This window comes from Pseudomonas sp. S2_F03 (assembly GCF_054668335.1).
Window position 1 is genome coordinate 6,261,633 of the sequence record NZ_CP162759.1, and the last position, 19,866, is coordinate 6,281,498.

The 19,866-nt window shown below is 58.0% G+C and carries 15 protein-coding genes and 4 pseudogenes; 13 read left to right on the forward strand and 6 right to left on the reverse strand.

Annotation, left to right across the window (positions count from 1 at the left end; genetic code table 11):
- Positions 1-8: 8 nt before the first annotated feature.
- The 8 genes and pseudogenes from AB4N76_RS29370 (at position 9) to AB4N76_RS29405 (ending at position 10,234) form a co-directional block, all read left to right on the forward strand.
- Positions 9-1,112, forward strand: coding sequence for an ABC transporter ATP-binding protein (locus AB4N76_RS29370; protein WP_046033126.1), 1,104 nt, complete (start codon positions 9-11; stop codon positions 1,110-1,112).
- A 15-nt stretch (positions 1,113-1,127) separates the two neighbouring features.
- Positions 1,128-2,601, forward strand: a pseudogene (locus AB4N76_RS29375) (mannitol dehydrogenase family protein).
- Positions 2,602-2,620: 19 nt separating this feature from the next.
- Entirely contained in the window at positions 2,621-4,117 is a 1,497-nt protein-coding gene (xylB, locus tag AB4N76_RS29380) for a xylulokinase (RefSeq protein WP_460163916.1), read from the forward strand.
- A gap of 13 nt (positions 4,118-4,130) precedes the next feature.
- Complete coding sequence (locus AB4N76_RS29385) at positions 4,131-5,081, forward strand: carbohydrate kinase family protein (protein WP_046033123.1); 951 nt, start codon at positions 4,131-4,133, stop codon at positions 5,079-5,081.
- Positions 5,082-5,410: 329 nt separating this feature from the next.
- Positions 5,411-7,891, forward strand: coding sequence for a type VI secretion system Vgr family protein (locus tag AB4N76_RS29390; RefSeq protein WP_460163917.1), 2,481 nt, complete (start codon positions 5,411-5,413; stop codon positions 7,889-7,891).
- A complete protein-coding gene (locus tag AB4N76_RS29395; protein ID WP_460163918.1) occupies positions 7,888-8,916 on the forward strand; it encodes a phospholipase effector Tle1 domain-containing protein in 1,029 nt (342 codons plus the stop codon). The genes AB4N76_RS29390 and AB4N76_RS29395 overlap by 4 nt, the downstream gene beginning before the upstream one ends.
- On the forward strand, positions 8,909-9,562 hold the full coding sequence (locus AB4N76_RS29400; protein ID WP_046033121.1) for a DUF2931 family protein: 654 nt from the start codon (positions 8,909-8,911) through the stop codon (positions 9,560-9,562). Before AB4N76_RS29395 ends, AB4N76_RS29400 begins: the two co-directional genes overlap by 8 nt.
- Positions 9,563-9,580: 18 nt before the next feature.
- On the forward strand, positions 9,581-10,234 hold the full coding sequence (locus AB4N76_RS29405; RefSeq protein ID WP_046033120.1) for a DUF2931 family protein: 654 nt from the start codon (positions 9,581-9,583) through the stop codon (positions 10,232-10,234).
- A gap of 148 nt (positions 10,235-10,382) precedes the next feature.
- Here the strand turns inward: AB4N76_RS29405 and AB4N76_RS29410 are convergent, their stop codons facing one another.
- The gene (locus AB4N76_RS29410; protein WP_046033119.1) at positions 10,383-10,679 is read right to left on the reverse strand and encodes a hypothetical protein; all 297 of its coding nucleotides are present in this window, start codon (positions 10,677-10,679) and stop codon (positions 10,383-10,385) included.
- A 506-nt stretch (positions 10,680-11,185) separates the two neighbouring features.
- On the opposite strand from AB4N76_RS29410, the gene AB4N76_RS29415 reads away from it, so the two are divergent.
- Both AB4N76_RS29415 and AB4N76_RS29420 read left to right on the forward strand, forming a co-directional pair.
- The gene (locus AB4N76_RS29415; protein ID WP_046033118.1) at positions 11,186-11,452 is read left to right on the forward strand and encodes a DUF2790 domain-containing protein; all 267 of its coding nucleotides are present in this window, start codon (positions 11,186-11,188) and stop codon (positions 11,450-11,452) included.
- 91 nt (positions 11,453-11,543) lie between these two features.
- Entirely contained in the window at positions 11,544-11,939 is a 396-nt protein-coding gene (locus tag AB4N76_RS29420; RefSeq protein WP_046033117.1) for a hypothetical protein, read from the forward strand.
- Here AB4N76_RS29420 and AB4N76_RS29425 read toward each other — a convergent pair.
- Entirely contained in the window at positions 11,936-12,196 is a 261-nt protein-coding gene (locus tag AB4N76_RS29425; protein WP_046033116.1) for a DUF1652 domain-containing protein, read from the reverse strand. The two genes, AB4N76_RS29420 and AB4N76_RS29425, sit on opposite strands and share 4 nt — an antisense overlap.
- A 285-nt stretch (positions 12,197-12,481) precedes the next feature.
- Here AB4N76_RS29425 and eco point away from each other — a divergent pair.
- Positions 12,482-12,963 (forward strand): annotated as a pseudogene (gene eco / locus AB4N76_RS29430) (serine protease inhibitor ecotin).
- A 30-nt stretch (positions 12,964-12,993) separates the two neighbouring features.
- Here eco and ilvA read toward each other — a convergent pair.
- From ilvA to AB4N76_RS29445, 3 genes and pseudogenes are all read right to left on the reverse strand, one after another.
- Positions 12,994-13,989: pseudogene (gene ilvA / locus AB4N76_RS29435) on the reverse strand (threonine ammonia-lyase, biosynthetic); the annotation flags it as partial.
- Positions 13,990-14,278: 289 nt separating this feature from the next.
- Entirely contained in the window at positions 14,279-15,430 is a 1,152-nt protein-coding gene (locus AB4N76_RS29440) for a PQQ-dependent sugar dehydrogenase (RefSeq protein ID WP_046033114.1), read from the reverse strand.
- A gap of 27 nt (positions 15,431-15,457) precedes the next feature.
- Positions 15,458-15,811 carry a hypothetical protein gene (locus tag AB4N76_RS29445; protein WP_077432121.1) on the reverse strand — a complete coding sequence of 118 codons (354 nt, stop codon included), beginning with the start codon at positions 15,809-15,811 and terminating at the stop codon, positions 15,458-15,460.
- A gap of 190 nt (positions 15,812-16,001) precedes the next feature.
- Here AB4N76_RS29445 and ku point away from each other — a divergent pair, with 190 nt between their 5' ends.
- Positions 16,002-16,850 (forward strand): non-homologous end joining protein Ku, encoded by an 849-nt coding sequence (ku, locus tag AB4N76_RS29450; protein WP_460163919.1) that lies wholly within the window; start codon positions 16,002-16,004, stop codon positions 16,848-16,850.
- A gap of 8 nt (positions 16,851-16,858) precedes the next feature.
- On the opposite strand, the gene lpxO is transcribed toward ku, so the two are convergent.
- Entirely contained in the window at positions 16,859-17,758 is a 900-nt protein-coding gene (gene lpxO, locus AB4N76_RS29455) for a lipid A hydroxylase LpxO (protein ID WP_460163920.1), read from the reverse strand.
- 443 nt (positions 17,759-18,201) lie between these two features.
- Between lpxO and AB4N76_RS29460 the strand changes: the two are divergent.
- Positions 18,202-19,795 (forward strand): annotated as a pseudogene (locus tag AB4N76_RS29460) (ABC-F family ATPase).
- Positions 19,796-19,866 lie beyond the last annotated feature (71 nt).

Here is a 19,866-nt window from a genome sequence, read left to right on the forward strand (position 1 = left end):
GCGCCACCATGGCCAACCTGAAAATCAAGAATCTGCAAAAAGGCTTCGAAGGCTTTTCCATCATCAAAGGCATCGACCTGGAAGTGAACGACAAGGAGTTCGTGGTGTTCGTCGGTCCGTCGGGTTGCGGCAAGTCCACGCTGCTGCGGCTGATCGCCGGCCTGGAAGAAGTCAGCGGCGGAACCATAGAGCTCGATGGCCGCGACATCACCGAAGTCAGCCCGGCCAAGCGTGACCTGGCGATGGTGTTTCAGACCTACGCCCTGTACCCGCACATGAGCGTGCGCAAAAACATGTCGTTCGCCCTCGATCTGGCCGGCGTGCCAAAAGCGGAAGTCGAGAAGAAAGTCGGCGAAGCGGCGCGCATCCTGGAACTGGGGCCGATGCTCGAACGCAAGCCGAAACAGCTGTCTGGCGGCCAGCGTCAGCGCGTGGCCATCGGCCGGGCGATTGTGCGCAACCCGAAAATATTCCTGTTCGACGAACCGCTGTCCAACCTCGACGCCGCCCTGCGGGTGCAGATGCGCCTGGAACTGTTGCGCCTGCACAAAGAACTGCAAGCCACGATGATTTACGTGACCCACGACCAGGTTGAGGCCATGACCATGGCCGACAAGGTGGTCGTGCTCAATGGCGGCAAAATCGAACAGGTCGGCTCGCCGCTGGACCTGTATCACCAGCCGGCCAACCTGTTTGTCGCCGGGTTCCTGGGCACGCCGAAAATGGGCTTCCTCAAGGGCAAAGTGACCCACATCGAGGGCCAGCACACCGAAGTGCTGCTGGACGCCGGAACCCGCATCAGCCTGCCATTGAGCGCGGCGACCCTCAGCGTCGGCAGCGCTGTGACATTGGGCATTCGTCCGGAACATCTGGAACTGGCGCAGACCGGCGACTGCACGCTGCAGGTCACCGCCGACGTCAGCGAGCGCCTGGGCAGCGACACCTTCTGCCACGTCGTGACCACGTCCGGTGAAGCCCTGACCCTGCGCGTGCGTGGCGACCTCGCCAGCCGTTATGGCGAAACCCTGAACCTGCACCTGGACGCTGAACACTGCCATTTATTCGATGCCGACGGCGTGGCGCTCACTCGCCCACTGCGCGCCGCCGCCTGATCCCGAGACTATGTGATGAAACTCAATAATCAGAATCTGCATCGCCTCAAGCCTGAGGGTGGGTCTGCCCGCCTATGCACTGAGCGACACGCGCCAAGGCATCGCGCACATTGGCGTGGGTGGTTTCCACCGCGCGCATCAGGCGTATTACACCGACGCGTTGATGAATACTGGCGAAGCGCTGGACTGGGCCATTTGCGGGGTCGGCCTGCGCGCCGAAGACCGCCGCGCCCGGGACGATCTCAACGAGCAGGACTACCTGTTCACCCTGTTTGAGCTGGGCGATACCGATGACACCGAAGTCCGGGTCATCGGTGCGATCCGCGACATGCTGCTGGCTGAAGACGGTGCGCAAACGCTGATCGATAAACTCGCCAGCCCCGACATCCGCATTGTCTCGCTGACCATCACCGAGGGCGGTTATTGCATCGACGACAGTACCGGCGAGTTCATGGCCGATCTGCCGCAGATCCAGCACGACCTGGCGCACCCGGATTCGCCGACGACCGTCTTCGGCTTCCTGTGTGCGGCGCTGGCCCAGCGCAGAGCGGCCGGCACGCCGGCGTTCACGCTGATGTCCTGCGATAACCTGCCCCACAACGGCGCGGTCACCCGCAAGGCTCTGTTGGCCTTCGCCGCGTTGCGCGACGCCGATCTGCGCGACTGGATCGAGCGCAATGTGAGCTTTCCCAACGCCATGGTCGACCGCATTACGCCGATGACCAGCACCGCACATCGTCTGCAGCTGGCCGACAAACACGCGGTCGACGATGCCTGGCCGGTGGTCTGCGAACCCTTTGTGCAATGGGTGCTGGAAGACAAGTTCGTCAACGGTCGCCCCGCGTGGGAAAAGGTCGGCGTGCAGTTCACCGATGACGTCACGCCTTATGAAGAGATGAAGATCAAACTGCTCAACGGCAGCCATCTGGCACTGACCTATCTGGGGTTTCTCAAGGGTTACCGTTTTGTCCACGAAACCATGAACGACCCGCTGTTCGTGCGCTATATGCGCGCCTACATGGACCTGGACGTGACCCCGCAGCTGTCGCCCGTGCCAGGGATTAACCTGACGGACTACAAAGACACGCTGGTGCAGCGCTTCTCCAACCAGGCCATTGCCGATCAACTGGAGCGGGTGTGCTCGGACGGTTCGTCGAAGTTTCCCAAGTTCACCCTCCCGACCATCAACCGCTTGATTGCTGATGGTCGCGAAACCAAACAGGCCGCGCTGGTCGTGGCGGCGTGGGCCCTGTATTTGAAGGGTGTGGATGAGAATGGCGATACCTATTCGATCCCTGATCCACGGGCGGCGTTCTGTCAGGCACTGGTAGCGGATGATGTGTTGATCACCCAACGATTGCTCGCGGTCGAGGAGATTTTTGGCACGGCGATCCCGCATTCGGCCGAGTTTGTGGCGGCATTCGAGTGGTGTTGCAACAGCTTGCGCGACGTGGGTGTGACGCGGACGTTGGAGCGGGTGTTGGCTTGACGATCTGTAGGGGGCATTCATGGCAAATCAACAATTATTTCTCGGCATCGACTGCGGCACCCAAGGCACTAAAGCCATTGTCCTCGACTCGGTCAGCGGCCAGGTGCTGGGTCAGGGTGCCGCCGCCCACAGCCTGATCAGCGACGCCAACGGTCGCCGTGAGCAAGACACCCGCCAGTGGCTGCATGCCTTCACCCTGGCCACCCGAAATGCGCTGCGCGAAGCCAATGTCGACGGCCAGGACATCCTCGGCATCGGCGTTTCCGGCCAGCAACATGGTCTGGTCCTGCTCGACGATCAAGGCCAGGTGCTGCGTCCGGCCAAACTCTGGTGCGACACCGAATCCACTCCGGAAAACGATCGCCTGCTGGCGCATCTCGGTGGTGAAAAGGGTTCGCTTGAGCGCCTCGGCGTCGTCATCGCACCCGGTTACACCGTGTCAAAGCTGCTCTGGACCAAGGAGCAACACCCGCACGTGTTCGCCCGCATCGCCCGCATCCTGCTGCCCCACGACTACCTCAACTTCTGGCTCACCGGCCGCAGTTGCAGTGAATACGGCGACGCCTCCGGCACCGGTTATTTCAACGTACGCACCCGTCAGTGGGATTTGCAATTGCTGCGCGATATCGATCCCAGCGGCCGCCTGCAAGCCGCGTTGCCGGAGTTGATCGACGCCCACCAGGCCGTCGGCACGTTGTTGCCGAGCATCGCCGAACACTTGGGCATCAACCCGCAAGCGCTGGTTTCAAGCGGTGGCGGCGACAACATGATGGGCGCGATTGGTACCGGCAACATCAAGCCCGGCGCGATCACCATGAGCCTCGGCTCATCGGGCACGGTGTGCGCTTATGCCGATCAGCCCAAAGTCAGCGCGGACGCCTCGGTCGCCACCTTCTGTTCTTCCAGCGGTGGTTGGTTGCCGTTGATTTGCACCATGAACCTGACCAACGCGACGGGTGCTATTCGCGAGTTGTTCGACCTGGATATCCAACAGTTCAACGATTGGGTCGCGCAGGCCCCCATCGGAGCCGAAGGCGTGTGCATGCTGCCATTCCTTAACGGCGAACGCGTCCCCGCCCTGCCCCACGCCACCGGCAGCCTGCTGGGCTTGACGATGACTAACCTGACCCAGGCAAACCTGTGCCGTGCCGTAGTGGAAGGCACGACCTTCGGATTGCGTTATGGACTGGACCTGTTGCGGCACAATGGCTTACAAAGCCGCAGCATCTGCCTGATCGGCGGCGGCTCGAAGAGTCCGGTGTGGCGACAGATCGTCGCCGACATCATGAACACCCCTGTCATCTGCACCGAACAAAGCGAAGCCGCCGCCCTTGGCGCGGCGATTCAGGTGGCGTGGTGCAAATCCCGGGCAAACGGGCACGAGGACAGCCTGGCCGACCTGTGCGAGCGCTGCGTAACGCTTGATCTGGCCAGCGAAACCTTGCCGATTGCCACCAATGTGCAGGCCTTTGAGCAGGCCTATGAACGCTATCGACAGCATGTCGCAACCCTTTAAAGAGTGAGTAACTATGTACTTGGTGTGTGGCGAAGCGCTGTTCGATTTCTTCAGTGAAGAGGACGCCAGCGGCCTGGCTTCAAAAGTGAATTTCAAGGCGATTGCCGGCGGTTCGCCGTTCAACGTGGCGGTCGGTTTGCGCCGTTTGGGTGTGGAGTCGGCGTTGTTTGCCGGGCTGTCCACCGACTACCTCGGCCGACGCTTGCAGCAAGTGCTGCAGGGTGAAGGCGTACGCGCCGATTACCTGGTGGATTTCGCCGCGCCAAGCACGCTGGCAATGGTTGCCGTCGGCGCCAATGGCTCGCCGCACTACAGCTTTCGAGGTGAAGGTTGCGCGGATCGGCAATTGACACTCGAACACCTGCCGGCGCTGGGGCCCGAGGTGCGCGGCTTGCACGTTGGCTCATTCTCGCTGGTGGTGCAGCCGATTGCCGACACGCTGCTGGCGCTGGTGCAACGCGAAAGCGGTCAACGCCTGATCAGCCTTGACCCGAACGTGCGGCTCAATCCTGAACCGAACATCGACCTGTGGCGTTCGCGGATCGCGACGCTGGTCGAGTATGCGGACCTGATCAAAGTCAGCGATGAGGATTTGAGTCTGTTGTACCCCGAGGAAGATCCGCAACGGGTGATCGAAGGCTGGTTGCAGCATCGCTGTCAGTTGGTGTTCCTGACACGGGGCGGTGAAGGGGCAACGGTGTTTAGCCGTGTTCATGGTTCGTGGTCGGTACCGGCCAGTACCGTGAAGATTGCTGACACGGTGGGGGCTGGCGATACGTTCCAGGCGGCGTTGATTACCTGGTTGACCGAGCAGCAGCTGGATTCGATTGAGGGTTTGAAGCAGCTTGGGCACGAGCAGATTGATGCGATGCTGAAGTTTGCAGTGCAGGCGGCGGCGTTGACGTGCAGTAAGACCGGGCCGGATTTGCCGTATCGGCATCAACTGGATCTTCGCCGTAGCTGATGGCCGCATCGCGGGCAAGCCCGCTCCCACAGGGGATTTGCGGTGAGCACAGTTTTCGTGGTCGGCGACAATCCCAATGTGGGAGCGGGCTTGCGATGGCGGTGTCACTCACACCGCCTCCTCTCGGTTCGTCGCCACGTCAAGACTGTGACACCAGAAATCCTAGTAAAACATAACGAAAAACCTCCCGGATTCACTGGTCCAAACCGTGCCACTAAGGGTTTTCCCGATGGTTGGAGAGCCGCTCGCCTACGCCATTTGCGCCTTGAACGAGGCCGTTTAATCCTGCACCATCCGCCCCAGCTAATTCAAAGGACGGAATTCAAGGCATGCTGGACGCTAACGCAACCCATATTTCCCTCACGCTGGAAGGCGTTTCTGCCGACCTGCAAGTCCTCAGTTTCGTCGGTCGCGAAGCCCTCAACCAACCGTTCTGTTTCGACATCGAACTGGTCAGCAACCGCCCCGACCTGAAACTCGAAGATATCCTGCACAAGCCCGGCTGCCTGACTTTCGGCGCGACCGGCAAAGGCATCATCCACGGTCTGGTCTATCGCATCGAGCAAGGCGACTCGGGTAAAAAACTGACCCGCTACAGCATCAGCCTGTGCCCGCAACTGGCGTACCTGCGCCACAACCACGACCAGCAAATCTTCCAGCAACTGAGCGTGCCGAAGATCATCGCGCAGGTGCTGGAAGCGCGCGGCATTCTGGCTGACGCGTACAGTTTCCAGCTCGGCGCGATCTACCCCGACCGCGACTACTGCGTGCAGTACGACGAGTCGGACCTGCATTTCATCCAGCGCCTGTGCGAAGAAGAAGGCATTCACTTCCACTTCCAGCACAGCGCCAGCGGCCACAAACTGGTGTTCGGCGATGACCAGACCGTGTTCCGCAAACTGGCGCCCGTGGCCTACCAGCAAGACTCTGGCATGGCCGCCGATAAACCGGTGATCAAACGTTTCAACCTGCGTCTGGAAACCCGGACCACCCGCGTCAGCCGCCGCGACTACGACTTCGAAAAACCGCGCATCCTGCCCGAGGGCGCCGCCAAGACCGCGTTCGCCCCGGACCTCGAAGACTACGATTACCCCGGCCTCTTCCTCACCCGCGAGCGTGGCAAACAGCTGGCGACCCGCGCCCTGGAACGCCATCGCAGCGACTACGCACTCGCCGAAGGCAAAGGTGACGAACCCACGTTGGTCAGCGGCCACTTCATGGCCCTCAGCGAACACCCGCGCGCCGAGTGGAACGACCTCTGGCTGCTGCTGGAAGTCGTCCATGAAGGCAAACAGCCGCAGGTACTCGGCGAGAACGTCACCAGCGACGTCACCCACAACAAAGACGATTTCCATCAGGGCTACCGCAACCGCTTCCTCGCCACGCCCTGGGACGCGCACTACCGCCCTGCCCTCGAACACCCGAAACCGAAAGTCCTGGGCAGCCAGACCGCCATCGTCACCGGCCCGCCGGGTGAAGAAATCCATTGCGACGAATACGGTCGCGTCAAAGTCCAGTTCCACTGGGACCGCGACGGCCAGGCCAACGATAAAACCACTTGCTGGCTGCGCGTCGCCACCGGTTGGGCCGGCAGTGCCTACGGCGGCATCGCCATCCCGCGCGTCGGCATGGAAGTGCTGGTCAGCTTCTTCGAAGGCGACCCCGACCAACCGCTGGTGACCGGCTGCCTGTACCACAAGGAAAACGTTGTCCCCTACGACCTGCCGGCGAACAAAACCCGCAGCACCTTCAAAACCCTGAGCTCACCGGGCGGCAAGGGCTACAACGAATTTCGCATCGAAGACAAAAAAGGCGCGGAACAGATCTACCTCCACGCCCAGCGCGACTGGGACGAAAACATCGAGCACGACCAGAAAATCCGCATCGGCAACGAGCGGCACGACACGGTTGAGGCCAATGTTTACAGCGAGTTCAAAGTTCAAGAACACCGCATCACCCACCTCGACCGCAAGACCGAAGCGCGAGCCGATGACCACCTGACCGTCGCCGTGACCCAGCATGTGAAGGTCGGGACGGCGCAGTTTGTCGAGGCCGGTGAGGAGATTCACTACAACGCCGGGGAAAAGGTTGTGGTTGAGGGCGGGATGGAACTGACGGCCACGGCTGGTGGGAGTTTCGTCAAGGTGGATGCGGGGGGTGTGACGATCAGCGGGGCTGAGGTCAAGACCAACTCCGGTGGTGCGCCGGGTGCGGGGAGCGGGATTCAGATTCTTGCGCCGATCACACCGGCCGCAGCTGCGGCCGCCGCGGCAGGGAAAGTGCTGAGTGCTCCGCCGGTTGGCAAGTTCAATGCTGTTGCTGATTCCGTGCCCAAGACAGTGAAAACGGCTGCAGGGGATGATCCTGAAGAGGAACTTGAGGAAGAGGAAGAAGAGGTCGAGCTAGAAGATATTACGTTGCGGATTGGGGTGTTCTTTGATGGTACGGGGAACAACCGCAGTAATAGCGAACGAGTGTTTGGCTGCTTTGCGCCGGATGTGAACCTGGAGGAATCGGCTGAGGATATTCGTAAGTTCTGTGCGGCTCATGGGTATGACGGTAAGGGGAGTTCGCCGGATAACAGTTACGGGAATGACGTCAGCAACGTAGCCAGGCTGTATGACCTTTACGATAACCAAATAGATGACTCGCTGCCTATCGATGCACAAAAGGCGAATTTGTCGATTTATGTGGATGGGATCGGTACCAGCAGTACCGCAGAAGACTCCACTTTTTCTCAAGGCACTGGCTTAGGCGCACAAGGCGTCAGGGCGCGAGTTGAAGAAACTCCGGCGCTACTGCTGAGGTGATTCGCCCCTTTCAAGAGAACAATCCCGATAAGCGCGTGGCGAAAATCGAGTTCGATATCTTCGGGTTCAGTCGTGGCTCCGCAGCGGCAAGGGACTTTGCCAACGAAGTGTTAAAGGGTGAGAAAAGTATTTTGGCCCAAGCAATTCCCACCGGTACTGCCGGATTAGCGGATAGCTTTACTTGGAAGCCGCATACTGATGTCTCTATAAATTTCATTGGCGTTTACGACACCGTAGCCGCCATTGCCAATCCGCTGGTTGGCGACTTGAATGGTAATAATGCCTATAACCCCGGGATCAATATCTTTGTGGCGCCAGACGCGGCTAAAAAGGTCGTCCAATTGGTTGCTCGAAATGAACGGCGTTACAACTTTGCCCTGAACAGTCTTGGGGCGGCCGATATTAGCTTGCCGGGCGTGCACTCGGACCTGGGGGGCGGCTATTTACCCAAAGCGATTGAACGGATACTGCTCAGCAAACCGCGTAAAAGCCCAGTCGACGAAAAGACACCTTTTGTTGAAGCTAACAGTTACAAGGTTGCCCAAGAGGACTTGAGGCGGCTTCAGGATCAATTGGCCCAATATAACCTTCCGTTGGAGATCCGTACGTGGGAAGTGCCGTTTCGTTCCACGGGCAAAGAAAACCGAAAAGATATGAAATACGTTTATGCCGCCGTTAGCAGCCAACGGGAAGTTCGCAGCGATCTATCCTTAATTTACTATCGAATAATGCGCGAGTTGGCAGTGAAAAATGGAGTGCCTTTTCGACAAATCCCAGAGGACGATCCAAGGCTTGCGCTACCTGCCGAACTCGTCCCCATTTCCGAAAAACTGATGGCATATGCTCAGGGAAAAAGTAAAACAACAGGACTGACTCCGCAGGAGGAAGAACTGTTGTTCCGGCGTTACGTTCATTTGTCAGATAACTGGAACGCCGCTAAAAATCGAAACAATAGCGACCTGAACATCGTTTTCATCAACCGACCAGACATAAACTCCGTGCGCACGGTGCACCCTAATGAGTAATTTTATACGTGTGGTTATCGCCGCTTTTCTGCTCAGCGGATGCGCGCTCGCCGAAAGCCAATCATTGCCTTACAAATCCTGGCGCTTGGGCTTTTCGGCGCCGAATTACATGGAAGTGTGGATCGAGTCGGCCGATGTAGTCGATATCAAAGAGCAGGTTTATCCGCGAGCGATGAGTGGCACTGCTGCCATACAGACACCTCCTAACAACACTGGCGACCCTAGAGGGTGGCCCGAAAAGCCAGGAATCGGCAAAGGTAAGAATGTAACTGGGGCGGACTTACCAAAAAAGATTTATGTACGCTGGCAGTCTCTTGTCGAACCGCAAACTTACCAAATGGTGATCAACGTACCCGAGTCGACAAGGGCGATCATGCGCAAGGAAGAAAAGGCTTTTTGCGCATTTGATGGTAAGTGGATTACAGACTACCGCAACGCGTTGGTTATCAATTTGGCGCCCGGCGGGATGGCCAAAATATGGGTGATGGGGTCGTGTCTGCCAGCGATAGAAGTGACCAAGGTAAAAGCCGTAGTTGATCCACGCGGCCCATATGAAGGTAAGTCTGGCGGTAAGTACGACAAGCTATCCGACCAATCCAAAGCCTACGTCGAAATGTTTGGTGTGCCCTATGATTCTTGGAAGTGACAGAGCGGTGACGCTCTAATGATTAATTATTTACGACCTACCTTCTGCGCGTTATTGCTCAGTGGCTGCACATTTGCTAGCAGCAGCTCAATGCCCTACAAAGCATGGACTCTGGGGTTCTCGGCTCCTGATTACATGGAGGTCAGGATCGAAACAGCCGATGTCGCCGACATTCAGAACCATGTGTTTCCACGTGCTGCGAGTGGTTTCGCGTCAATGCAATCGCCTCCCAACAACGCCGGCAATCCACGTGGTTGGCCGAAAAGAGGGCCTGCCGGAGGCGGAAAACGTGTGACAGGGGCGGACTTGCCCCAACAGATCTATGTCCGCTGGCAATCGTTGGTCGAACCGCAAACCTACCTGATGGTGATTAAAATCCCTGAGGTTACTCGGGAGATTATGCTTAAGGGTGAAAAGGTTTTCTGCGCTGCCGATGGGAAATGGATCACTGGCTATCGTCAGTCAATCGGTATAAGGCTGGTCCCCGGAGGTATTGCCAAAGTCTGGGTAGGTGGTCCGTGCATGACACCGATCGAAGTGACTACGGTAAAAGCTGTGATAGATCCACGTGGGCCGTATGAAGGTAAGTCTGGCGGTGAGTACGAGTCACTCTCCAATGAATCAAAAGCCTACGTCGAAAAGTTTGGTGTGCCCTATGACTCTTGGAAGTGAAAGAGCGACAACAGTTTAATGAATAGCTTTCACGAACCACCTTGGGAGTATTGAGGCTTGGCGCCAATGACGCTTAAGTGTGATCACTGAGTTCCCATCCAAAACGAAAAAATCCAGCGCCTACAAGCGCTGGATTTTGCTGTAAAGATCAGACCGGCGCCTTCCACCCCATCATCCGCTGCTGCGCAACCGCTAACAGGTCAAACCCATCCTGCGTCAGCAGATAAAGCGCGTGAGTAATGTGCGGAATATCTTGAACATCGCTGTGTTTGAAACATAGACAATGAAGCGTTTCAAGTAGCTGAGTGGAGGCTCTTACTCGCTGTAGCGCGGCTTCGAGAATGTCTTGGGGGTTGGCTTCGGTGTCGATTACCAAAGGACTTGAATCGGTAACACCGCTGTTGAGTGAACGATAACGATCTGGAAACGGTTTGAACGTTGGCATAGTAATTACTCGGTTGTTTGTAAAAAAACCGCTAACACCGTGACCAAACGGTGGGAGGCGGACTGTGTACAGGCTTGGTCAACCGAAACAACCATCGGCTCGCTCGAAAGCGTCCGGCACACAGCCGCCATAACTACTCGACATGAGGACGTAGATGTCCGCAGGGCGAATAATGGCACACTTAAGTGCGTTGCTTCAGGTGACCAAACCCGACCGCTGATTTTGCAGCGAGCCCAAACAGTAATCGCTCCCACCCGGCAGGCGAAAGTCGATAAGTCACCTACGCTTGTAGGACCCAGCCGAAGCTGCCGTCGCTTTATTACCCGGCGAAACATCCGACAGAAACACCCCGCGCGACAGGCGGCGTTCAGGTGGGTTAACCATCGCTTAACGCCGTGGTTAAAACTCAACACGACCGCACGCCCTCAGACGCTTCTGATGCCCAGTGCGGCAGGTTCGACGCCTTGATGTCGAGCTGATTTTCCGCCCGCTCTGGAGATCGCCTCATGAACACCCGCGCTCTGATTATTGCCACCGCCCTCACCTGCACTGCGTTTGCCGGGCTTGCCCAGGCCAACGACACACCCTCTTCCCAAGCCGTGCCCTATCACTACGGCATGCCGCTGAACGTGGGCAAAGTCGTGGCCCTGACAGAGCCGACGACCGACGAATGCAAAGTGATCACCGCTGATATGAAGTACATCGACACGTCCGGCAAGCCTGAAGAAATCACCTACAGGAAGCTTTCCGACGCGTGCAGTTATCAAAACTGACGGAACAGTTCTGATTCGAAACCTGGCGGTTTTACTGTGAGGGTTCTGGCGTTATGCTCTAGCGCCTCCCTCACTGCCGCAAGGATTCGCCATGCAGTTGTCGTTTCGTACGTTGTCGATGTTCACCGCCGCTTTGTGTCTATTGCTAGCGTTGATCTGGGGCTTGATGCCGGACGAGTTGCTGGCGATCTGGGGAATTGAATATTCAACGGCGACAGGCCTTGTCGCCCGGCGCAGCGCGGTGGTGTTTGCGGCGCTGGGGTTGATTTTCTATTGGGTTCGAAACGAGGCGCCGTCGGTGACTCGCAGCGCGCTGTGCAGCGGTTTTATGGTGGGTTGTTTCGGTTTGGCCGCATTGGGTTTCGGTGAATGGCTCAATGGCCACGCCGGGCCGGGCATATTGCTGGCGGTCCTGGTTGAGCTGGCGCTGGGCCTGGGCTTTCTTCAGACCCGGCGCCTGTCGGTAGAACTCGAAACCGTGGGCTAAAGAGCGCTGCTTACTCTGTGCGGGATTTCCACGGACTGTTGTTTGGTGCGCAGTTCGGCGATCAGTTCGTTGATTTCCCGACAACCATTAAGCGCCGAAGCATCGATCCCGGTCACGTGCAGGTCAAGCGCGTCGGTTTGACCGTCCGCATACACCTTGACGGTCATCAACAACTCTGGGGACAGCGTGCATTGGCAGCGTTTAGGTAAAAAACTGCTTTCGATGATGTTGCGAAGTTCCAAGGCAGAAAGAAACATGGCGACCCTCTCCTTTGTGAGACTGCCAATAACGATCGACGCTGACTCATGTGTCATCCCGGCCAGCTTAACAACAGCTGAAGCATAAAACATGCCTCGAATTTCGCCGTGCAGCTCATCGGTAAATCAATGATTTAGCGCCAGGGCTTATAAAAACCGCCGTGCAATTCGCAAGAAGCACCCAAGGCGCTCATGCAATCTGCACACAAGCCGCCACGGGTTTGCATTAACCCTTGAGCGCAGTAAGAATGCCGCCACGTACTTCATCACCAGCAAGGAGGCATCATGGGTTCTTTGACGTTCACTTCGGCTGTCGGGCTAATCGTTGCCGGACTGTCAACCGTGGCACATGCCGCGAAGCTTGAAACCGTCGCTCCGTTTCCAAACCCGAAAGCGGTTTTACCCGCCAGGTCATTCACCTCGCCCCGCAAGCCAAAGAGGACGACTTTCAGGTTGAAATCCTCGCCGGCAAAACCCTGACCGTGGACTGCAATCGCCAACGGCTGGGCGGGATGCTTGAGGAAAAAAACCTTGAAGGCTGGGGGTACCCGTTCTACCGACTGGAAAACGTCATCGGGCCGATGAGCACGTTGATGGCCTGCCCTGACGGCAAGAGCAAAAAAGACTTCGTGCCGGTGGTCGGTGACGGCTTCATGTTGCGTTACAACAGCAAGCTGCCGATCGTGCTTTACGTGCCGAAAGACATCGAAGTCCGCTATCGGATCTGGTCGGCGTCGAGCAAGGTCGAGAACGCCGTTCAGGAGTAACCACACCCGGCCTCACGCCGGTGTGGCACTCAATGCCGCACGCTCGGCCACGTGGCGCAAACTGTCGAAGTTGATGTTGGCCCCCGAGTCGATCGCCACCAGCGTTTGACCCCGGGCACCGGTTTGCGCCACGTACTTCTTGATCCCGGCGACGGCCAGCGCGCCGGACGGTTCGGTGATCGAGCGGGTATCGTCGTAGATGTTCTTGATCGCGGCGCAAAGCTCATCATTGCTGACCGTCATCACCTCATCGACGCAAAATCGGCAGACTTCGAAGCCATAGGCGCCGATCTGTGCCACCGCCACGCCATCGGCGAAGGTGCCGACATTCGGCAGGACCACTCGCTCATCTGCTTGCAGTGCAGCGGCCAGACACGCCGAATGTTCTGACTCGACGCCGATGATGCGCACTTCAGGGCGCAGGTACTTGACGTACGCGGCGATGCCGGCGATTAAACCTCCACCGCCCACCGGCACAAAGATCGCATCCAGCGGGCCTTGATGCTGGCGCAGGATCTCCATCGCCACCGTGCCTTGCCCGGCAATGACATCCGGGTCGTCGAAGGGCGAAACAAAGGTGCGACCGGTTTGCTCGGCCAGGCCCAGCGCATGATCGAGGGCGAACGGAAAACTCTCACCGTGCAACACCGCCTCTGCCCCACGACTGCGAACCCCGAGCACTTTCAGTTCCGGCGTGGTGCGCGGCATGACGATGGTCGCGGCAATCCCCAACTCCCGCGCTGCCAGCGCCACACCTTGCGCATGATTGCCTGCCGAGGCGGTGATCACGCCACGCGCTTTTTGCTCATCACTGAGCTGAACCAGTTTGTTGTAGGCGCCCCGGATCTTGAAGGAGAACGTCGGTTGCAAATCCTCGCGCTTGAGCAGGACCTGATTGCCCAAGGCTTCGGACAACCCCGGTGCCGCTTGCAACGGCGTGCGCACCGCCAGTTCGTACACCGGCGCGGCGAGGATCTTTTTTACATAGTGCTCAAGCAAGGTCTGTTGGGCGTGCGTGCTGGTCATGGTCGTCTCCTGGCGTTGTTCGGGGCCCGAGAGACAGAAAGTAAAAAACCCGCCTCTAGGGCGGGTTGGGTGCTGCAGTCGTGAGCTAGCCCGCCAGATAAGGAATGGCGGTAATAATGCTTGGCTGGCAGCGCAATACGGTGGAAGTCATGGCTGGAAATTAGCCTTGGGTTGATGGCAAGTCAATGGCCAATTTTCGTCTGGATGATTGTAGGACTGCTGCGCCCGAGCACGGACCGGCCGGCGCAGGCTGCGCCAGCTGCTACAGGGGCCGGTGCGACCACCGGGGTTATTTCAGGCCCACCTTGTACAGCGCGCCATTGTCCTCATCGGTCAACACATACAAGTACCCATCCGGGCCTTGGCGCACATCGCGGATTCGCGCCTTGAGTTCACCGAGCAATCGCTCTTCGTGAACCACTTTGTCGCCATCGAACTGCAAGCGAATCAGTTCCTGGCTGACCAGCGCCCCGATGAACGCGTTGTGCTGCCAGGCCTTGAATCGATCACTGTCGTAGAACGCCAGTCCGCTCAACCCCGGGGACTTCTCCCAGACATGATGCGGCGCCACCGTGCCTTCGGCGGACTTGCCTTTGGCTTCGGGGATCGGCTGGCCCGAATAGTTGATGCCGTGGGTTGCCAGCGGCCAGCCGTAGTTTTTCCCGCGTTCGATGATGTTCAATTCATCACCGCCCTGAGGTCCGTGTTCGTTCTCCCAGAGAACGCCGGTCCATGGATTGAGCGCTGCGCCTTGCGGGTTACGCTGGCCATAGGACCAGATTTCCGGACGTACGCCTGCCTGACCGACAAAGGGATTGTCGTCCGGCACTTTGCCGTCCGGGTAAATCCGTACGACTTTGCCTTGCAGCTTGTCGAGGTCCTGAGCCGTTGGCCGGTCATTGTTTTCACCGAGCGTGATGAACAGATAGCCATCACGGTCGAACACCAATCGTGAGCCGAAGTGGTTGCCGACAGAAAGCTTCGGCTCCTGGCGGAAGATCACCTGGAAATTCCTCAGGGTTTTCAGGTCTTCGGACAATTGCCCCCGGCCTACCGCCGTGCCAGCCTTGTCCCCCGCCCCGCCCCCTTCGGCATACGACAGGTAAACCGTGCGGTCTTGCTTGAAGTCGGGGGACAGCACCACATCCAGCAAGCCGCCCTGGCCCTTGGCCCAGACCTTCGGTACACCATCAATCGGGTCGGAGATTTTCCCGTCAACGCTGACGACGCGCAGATGACCGGGCCGCTCGGTCACCAGCATGCCCGTGCGATCCGGCAGGAATGCCAGCGACCATGGATGCTCCAGCCCCTTGGCGAGCGTGGTGACTTGCAGGGTGCCCTGCTCGCTTTGCAGATCCTGAGTCGTGGCCGCGAACACGGGGGCCGCAGCGGTGATGAGGGCGCTGACGCACAAGGTGGCCAGTAGGGTTTTACGCAACATGCACGCTTCCTTTTTTATCGTTCCGGTTCAACGGTTACTGGTGCCTGTATCGCGCGGAGGTGGATTGGGAATGAATGTCGGCGGGCTGGAGGGCGTTGATGGGGTCGAAGGATAACGGTTGCCGATGCCGCCGTTATCCAGGCTCGGAGGCCGTGGCACCGGCATGGTGTTTGGCCCGCGAATGGCCGGGGCACTGGATTGCGAGCCTTGCATGCTATTCGGGTTGGCTCGGCGAATGGGGCTGTTATAGGGATTGCTGGAAGCCCCCGTCGGGCTTTGCGCCAGGAGCAATGATGACGATTGCTCTGGCGATGCGTACGCCAGACTGCTCAGCAAACAACTCAGCGTCAGGGTGGTGCAGCCGAGCACATATCTGTTCATGGAGGGAGCCTCTCGACGTGGATAGTGTCTTCGATAGCACGCTACGCCCGAGGTTCGGATTTGTTAACTAAAACCTCCTTCACAAGGTGTAACACGAGTTGACCACGCCGCCCGGCCAGGGCCACACAACCGGCTGAAACTTTTGCGTGAGGCCGCCGGTCACCTGATTATCACTTTCGGGAAGACGACCATGGCACGGGCAATCTGGAAAGGCGCAATCAGTTTCGGGCTGGTGCATATCCCTGTGGCGTTGGTCTCGGCGACATCCTCCCAAGGGGTGGATTTCGACTGGCTCGACAGCCGCAGCATGGAGCCGGTCGGGTACAAGCGTGTGAACAAGGTCAACGGCAAAGAAGTCACCAAGGAGCACATTGTCAAAGGTGTGCAATACGAAAAAGGTCGGTACGTGGTCCTCAGCGAAGAGGAAATCAAATCGGCGCACCCTTTATCCACCCAAACCATCGACATCTTTTCCTTTGTCGACCGTGAGCAGATCCCCCTGCAAAACATCGATACGCCCTACTACCTCGCCCCTGATAAACGCGGTGGCAAGGTGTACGCGCTGTTGCGCGAAACGTTGAGCAAAACCAATAAAGTCGCCCTCGCCCATGTAGTGCTGCACACACGTCAGCACCTGGCGGCGTTGATGCCGCTGGAGTCGGCAATGGTATTGGTGATGTTGCGTTGGCCCGCCGAAGTGCGCAGCCTCGATACGCTCGAGCTGGGCAGCGAGGTGACCAAGCCCGAACTGGCCAAGGGTGAACTCGATATGGCCAAACGCCTGGTGCAAGACATGAGCGCCGACTGGAAACCTGAGGACTACCGCGACAGCTTCGAAGACAAGATCATGGCGCTGGTCGAGAAAAAGGCCAATGAAGGCAAGATCGAGGATGTCGAGACAGCGACCGGTGAAGAGGCGCGCAAAACAGCGGATGTGATTGATCTGACCGAATTGCTTAAACGTAGCCTGGGTAGCAAGGGCAGCGCCAAAGCCAAACCGACGGCGCCGAAAAAAGCCACTAGGACTTCTCGTGGTTAGCCAGGCCTTCAGATCAGAAAAATCAGCACGAGCAACCCAGCAAAAATCGCCCACTTTTCCAGGTAGTAACGCTTGCGGTTGCGCTTTTTCAACGCTTTGCCACGCAGGCGGATTATGTAGATCCGGTCGAACAGGCGGTTGATGCCGCCGGTCCTGTCACCCGCATCGTTTGGCGCACCGGCCGCCGACATCACGGTCCGGCTAAACCAGTCGTTGAACACTGCCGCCCAGCGATACTTCATCGGGCGCTCGATGTCGCAAAACAGAATGATGCGGTTTTTCTGCGTGGTGTTTTCGGCGTAATGAATGAAGGTTTCGTCGAACATCACCGCTTCGCCATCGCGCCAATGGTAGTTCTGGCCGTCGACATTGATGTAGCAACCGGCTTCGTTCGGCGTTTCCAGGCCCAAGTGATAACGGTAGGAACCGGCATAAGGATCGCGATGACGGACCAGCCTGGAACCCGGTGGCAGTTCTGCGAACATCGCGGCCTTGATCGAAGCGATGCCCTGGACCAATTCGGTGGTGCGCGGGCAGAGCTTCATCGCCGAAGGATGGCTGTCGCCGTACCATTTCAGGTAAAAACGTTTCCAGCCCGATTTGAAGAACGAGTTGAAGCCGACGTCGTTGTATTGATCAGAGCGTTTGATCTCTCCGGCTTTCAACAGGTTCTGGCCTTCGGCGCGGATGTCTTGCCAATGCGCCTGCAACGGGCTCAGATCAGGGAAATCAGCTGGATCCAGATACGGCTTGGTGGGGATTTTCGAAAACAGATACAAAAAGCAATTGAGTGGCGCCAGAAACGAAGAGTGATCACTCAACTGGCGGCCCAACCTGTGGCGCACGCGTCCACGCAAGTGCACGTACGCAATGGAAACCAGGTAAATAAAGGCAATGATCAGTTTCACAAAAACCATCACACGTTGGACGTGAAAACGAAACGGCGGCCCTGGTAGCATCGTCGCCAGGCATGTACCGGCTGTCGTTATCGTGTTGAAAAATTGCATTTTAGCCACTGGTCGTCACAAAAAGTTAGCTTCCAGCGGTGAAAATCTGTTGGTGGATACCGTCAATGCGATCGAGCGGGCTCAACGCCCTATCGTTTAAAGAGCCAGACCAGTACAATCGCCGCCAAACATTACGCGCCCCCCTTGGTTGATGACGGGAATGAACCCCGTCTCAGCGCACTTCGACTCGGGCCAAGCGCTCCATATGCTGCTGTCCACTTATTGCCAGATGGACCTTCCGCTTCTGACCGGGATGCATTTCCCGTGGTTTGAATACCGGAAACGGGTACTGAATCGGTACTGCCGCAACCCTAGCTACTCTGAATGCTTCGCAGGAAAAACCTTTGATCTCTACAGCTAACATCACGATGCAGTTCGGCGCCAAGCCGCTATTCGAAAACGTTTCGGTCAAGTTCGGCGCGGGTAACCGCTACGGCCTGATCGGCGCCAACGGTTGCGGCAAGTCGACTTTCATGAAAATCCTCGGTGGCGACCTCGAGCCGTCCGGCGGCCAGGTCATGCTCGAGCCGAACGTGCGTCTGGGTAAATTGCGCCAGGACCAGTTCGCCTACGAAGAATTCACCGTGATCGATACCGTGATCATGGGTCACGAAGAGCTGTGGAAGGTCAAGGCCGAGCGCGATCGCATCTACTCGCTGCCGGAAATGACCGAAGAAGACGGCATGGCCGTGGCCGAGCTGGAAACCGAATTCGCCGAAATGGACGGCTACACCGCCGAATCCCGTGCCGGCGAGCTGTTGCTGGGCCTGGGTATCGGCATCGAGCAACACTTTGGCCCGATGAGCGAGGTTTCCCCAGGGCTGGAAACTGCGTGTATTGCTGGCTCAGGCGCTGTTCTCCGATCCTGAAGTGCTGTTGCTCGACGAACCGACCAACCACCTGGACATCAACACCATCCGCTGGCTGGAAAACATTCTGACCCAGCGCTCCAGCCTGATGATCATCATCTCTCACGACCGTCACTTCCTGAACAGCGTGTGCACCCACATGGCTGACCTGGATTACGGCGAGCTGCGTCTGTTCCCGGGCAACTACGACGAGTACATGACCGTAGCGACCCAGTCCCGCGAGCAACTGCTGTCGGACAACGCCAAGAAGAAGGCGCAGATCTCGGAACTGCAATCGTTCGTCAGCCGCTTCTCGGCCAACGCCTCGAAAGCCAAGCAGGCCACCTCCCGCGCCAAGGCAATCGACAAGATCCAGCTGGCCGAGGTCAAGCCTTCGAGCCGTGTGAGCCCGTTCATCCGTTTCCTGAACAAACCAAGAAGCTGCACCGTCAAGCAGTCATCGTCGAGCGCATGGCCAAAGGCTTCGACGGCAAGCCCCTGTTCAAGGACTTCAGCTTCCAGGTTGAAGCGGGCGAGCGCGTAGCGATCATCGGCCCGAACGGTATCGGTAAAACCACCCTGCTGCGCACCCTGGTCAACGAACTGACCCTGGATGCCGGTACTGGTGAAGTGGACCGATGCCGCGGAACTGGGCTACTACGCCCAAGACCACGCGCACGACTTCGAAGACGACTGCAACCTGTTCGACTGGATGGGCCAGTGGACTCAGGGCGGCGAGCAAATCGTTCGCGGCACCCTCGGTCGCATGCTGTTCTCCAACGACGAGATCCTCAAGTCGGTCAAGGTCATCTCCGGTGGTGAGCAAGGTCGCATGCTGTTCGGCAAGCTGATCCTGCAAAAGCCGAACGTGCTGATCATGGACGAACCGACCAACCACTTGGACATGGAATCCATCGAGGCGCTGAACCTGGCGCTAGAGAACTACCCGGGCACGCTGATCTTCGTCAGCCACGACCGTGAGTTTGTATCGTCGTTGGCGACCCGCATTATCGAACTCAGCCCTAGCGGCGTGATCGATTTCAGCGGCACCTATGACGATTACCTGCGCAGCCAGGGTGTAGTGTTCTAAATAGCTGCCCTGCTTCAACTGAAAGCCCTGTCCTTGTGACGGGGCTTTTTGCATTTCATGGCCGGGGATTT